The sequence below is a fragment of the Nocardia farcinica genome (assembly GCF_029867845.1).
GTDB classification, from domain to species: Bacteria; Actinomycetota; Actinomycetes; order Mycobacteriales; family Mycobacteriaceae; genus Nocardia; species Nocardia farcinica_A.
Map to the genome: position 1 here is coordinate 1 of NZ_JARWRU010000321.1, position 3,485 is coordinate 3,485.

At 69.6% G+C, this 3,485-nt stretch carries 2 protein-coding genes; one reads left to right on the forward strand and one right to left on the reverse strand.

The window, feature by feature from the left end; genetic code table 11:
* A partial coding sequence (locus tag QH283_RS06915; protein WP_280502182.1) for an ABC transporter ATP-binding protein occupies positions 1–546 on the reverse strand: 546 nt, incomplete at its 3' end.
* Between the two features lie 154 nt (positions 547–700).
* Here QH283_RS06915 and QH283_RS06920 point away from each other — a divergent pair.
* Entirely contained in the window at positions 701–3,349 is a 2,649-nt protein-coding gene (locus tag QH283_RS06920) for a type I polyketide synthase (protein WP_280502183.1), read from the forward strand.
* The last annotated feature ends 136 nt before the right edge of the window (positions 3,350–3,485 follow it).

Sequence of the window (3,485 nt, forward strand, 5' to 3'; positions counted from 1 at the left end):
GTCGAGCACATCGGCGCCGGTGCGCGAATCGAGGTTGCCGGTGGGTTCGTCGGCGAGGATCACCGAGGGGTCCATCAGCAGCGCCCTGGCCAGCGCCACCCGCTGCATCTGCCCGCCGGACAGCTCGGCCGGGCGATGTTCGGCGCGGTCGGCCAGCCCGACCGTGGCCAGCAGCTCGAGGGCGCGGGGGCGGGCCGTGCGCAGCCTGCCGCCGTCCAGCAGCATCGGGACGGCGACGTTCTCCCAGGCCGACAGGGTCGGCAGGAGGTTGAAGAACTGGAAGACGAAGCCGATGTTCCTGCGGCGGAACCGTGACTGCGCGTCGTCGCCGAGGCTGCCGATCTCCTCGTCACGGAAGCGGATCGAGCCGCTGTCGGGGCGGTCGAGCGCGCCGAGCAGGTGCAGCATGGTGCTCTTGCCCGCCCCGGACGGGCCGACCACGGCGACGAACTGCCCGGGATCGATGCGCACCGTCACCCCGTCGAGCGCGCGGATGACCTGATTGCCGAGGTGATAGGTGCGCACGACGTCGGTCATGGACAACATGCGCGCCTCCCCGGCCGGACGGCGGTTGTTCTCATCGCGCGGACGACGTGTTGCTGCATGGTGGCGGAATCGTTGGAAACTTGATCCACTCGATTCGTATGCCCGCCCTGCACCACTTTTATTCGGCAGTAATTCTTTCTTATGGGGGCATCCCATGGTCCGTGAATCATCGCAGAGCGATCCGATCGTTATTGTGGGAACGGCGTGCCGATTCCCTGGCGGGATCGATTCGGCAGACTCGTTGTGGCAATTCCTGGTGGAAGGCAGGCACACCTCCGGCAAATTCCCTTCCGACCGCGCCATGACCGAGCTCGCGGACATGGCCTCCCCTGAGGTCGCCGCCGCGATGGCGCCGATGGGCGGGTTCATCGACGAGCCGGGCCAATTCGACCCGGAGTTCTTCGGCATCAGCCCGCGCGAGGCCAAGGCGATGGACCCGCAGCAACGGGTGGTGCTGGAGGCGACATGGCAGGCGCTCGAGGACGCGCGCATCGACGCCACCCGGCTGCGTGGCAGCGAGACCGGCGTATACATCGGGGCGATGGGCGGTGACTACGCCTATCTCATTCCCGGACAGAAGGATCTCGATCCCGGTTACGTGTCGCTCGGGGTGAGCCAGAGCGTGCTCTCGGGCCGGGTGTCGTATCTGCTCGGCTTCCAGGGCCCCACCATGAGCGTGGACACCGCCTGCTCCTCGTCGCTGGTGGCGATGCATCTGGCGGCGCGGGCGCTGACGGCCGGGGAATGCTCGCTGGCCGTGGCAGGCGGTGTGTCGATCATGTCGACGCTCACCGGCTTCTACGCGCTCGGCCAGCACGGCGCGATCTCCAAGGAAGGCCGGAGCAGGCCGTACTCGGCCGAGGCCGACGGCTTCTGCATGTCCGAGGGTGTGTCGGTGCTGGTGCTGGAGCGGCTGTCGGACGCGCGGCGCAACGGCCACCCCGTGCTCGCGGTGCTGCGTGGCAGCGCGGTCAACCAGGACGGCGCGACGAAGGGCCTCACCGTCCCCAGCTCCCAGGCCCAGCGCAAGCTGTTGCGCGCCGCGCTCGCCGACGCGGGCCTCGGCCCGCGCGACATCGATGTGGTGGAAGGGCACGGAACCGGCACCCCGGTCGGTGATCCGGTCGAACTGGAAGCACTGTTCGACGTCTTCTCCCGGGAAGAACGCCCCGACGGACCGCTGCTGCTCGGCTCGGTCAAAGGCAATTTCGGCCACACCCAGGCCGCGGCGGGCGCCGCAGGCGTCATGAAGATCATCGAAGCGTTCCGGCACGGGCAGGTGCCCGGCACCGTCAACGTCGGCGAGCGCACCACGGCCGTCGACTGGTCGAAGGGCGCGGTGGAGGTGCCCACCGAAGTCGTGGCCTGGCCCGAACGCGACCGTCCGCGCTGGGCCGGGATCTCCTCCTTCGGCATCGCGGGCACCAACGCCCACGTGATCCTCGAGGAGCCCCCCGCCACGGCCGAACCCGCCCCGCCGGTGGAGCCGGCCGCGCGGAGCGCGCTGCTGCCCGTGTCCGGCCGTACGCCCGAGGCGCTGGCCGCGCAGGCCCGCAAGCTCGCCGATCATCTGCGGGCACACCCGGAACTCCGGCTCGCCGATGTCGGCTACTCGCTCGGCGCCACCCGCGCCGCCTTCGACCACCGCGCGGTGGTGATCGGCGCCAACCGTGTCGACGTGCTCGGCGGACTGGAGGCGGTGGCCGACAATCAGCCGATCGGCCTCGTGCGTGGACAGGCCGCGCCCGATCGGCGGGTGTGTTTCGTCTTCCCCGGCCAGGGCGCCCAGTACGCGGGCATGGGGGCGCGGCTCATGCGGGAATCGGCCGTGTTCGCCGATGCCGTCCGCGACTGCGAGAAGGCGTTCGCGGAGTTCGTCGACTGGTCGCTGACCGAGGTGCTCGAACAGGCCGAGGGCGCCCCCACCCTCGACCGCGTGGACGTGGTGCAACCCGCCCTGTTCGCCACCATGGTCGGTCTGGCCGCGCTCTGGCGTTCGGTCGGCATCGAACCCGATGCGGTACTCGGTCATTCGCAGGGCGAGGTCGCGGCCGCCTACGTCGCCGGCGTGCTGAGCCTGACCGATGCCGCGCGCATCGTCACCATGCGCAGCAAGCCGCTGCGCAAGCTGCCCGGCTCGGGCGGCATGGCCTCGATCAACGCGGGCAGGGCCCGTGTCGAGGAACTGATGGCAGGCGTGGACGACGTCTACGTCGCGGCCGTCAATTCCCCCGCCACCACCGTGATCGCGGGCGGAGCCGTCGCCGTCGCCCAGGTCGTGGCCCACGCCGAGCGCGCGGGCATCCGCGCCAAGGTCATCCCGGTCGACTACGCCGCCCACACCTGTCACGTGGACCCGCTGCGCGCGGAACTCGACGCCGCCGTCCGATCCGTCACCCCGCGCACCTCCGACATCAGGTTCTTCTCCACCGTCGTCGCCGACGAGATCGACGGGCTGCGACTCGGCCCGGACTACTGGTTCCGCAACCTGCGCGAGCCGGTGCTGTTCGACGACGGCCTGCAGGCGGCCTTCCAGTCCGGCTTCGACGCCTTCCTCGAGATGAGCGTCAACCCGGTACTCACCTCCGCGATCCACGAATCGCTCGACCAGTTCGGTTTCGCCGACTCCTGCCTGATCGTCGGCTCGTTGAAGCGGGAGGACGCAGGCATCGACCGCTTCCTCACCTCGGTGGCCGAGGCGCACGTCAAGGGCGTCTCCCCGGACTGGGCGCGGCTGTACGCCGACCAGGGCGCGCGTTCGGTGCCGCTGCCCACCTATGCCTTCCAACGGGAGAAGTACTGAGCCTTTTTCATCCTCTGTGACCAGCCCGACGCCGGTGGCTCGAGGCAGGCGGCGAGCCTCCCCACGTACCAGCGAAGCCCCTGGTAGGAGAGCAGATCGACCAAGATCACTGTCCACCAGAGGCTTCACTTGTTGT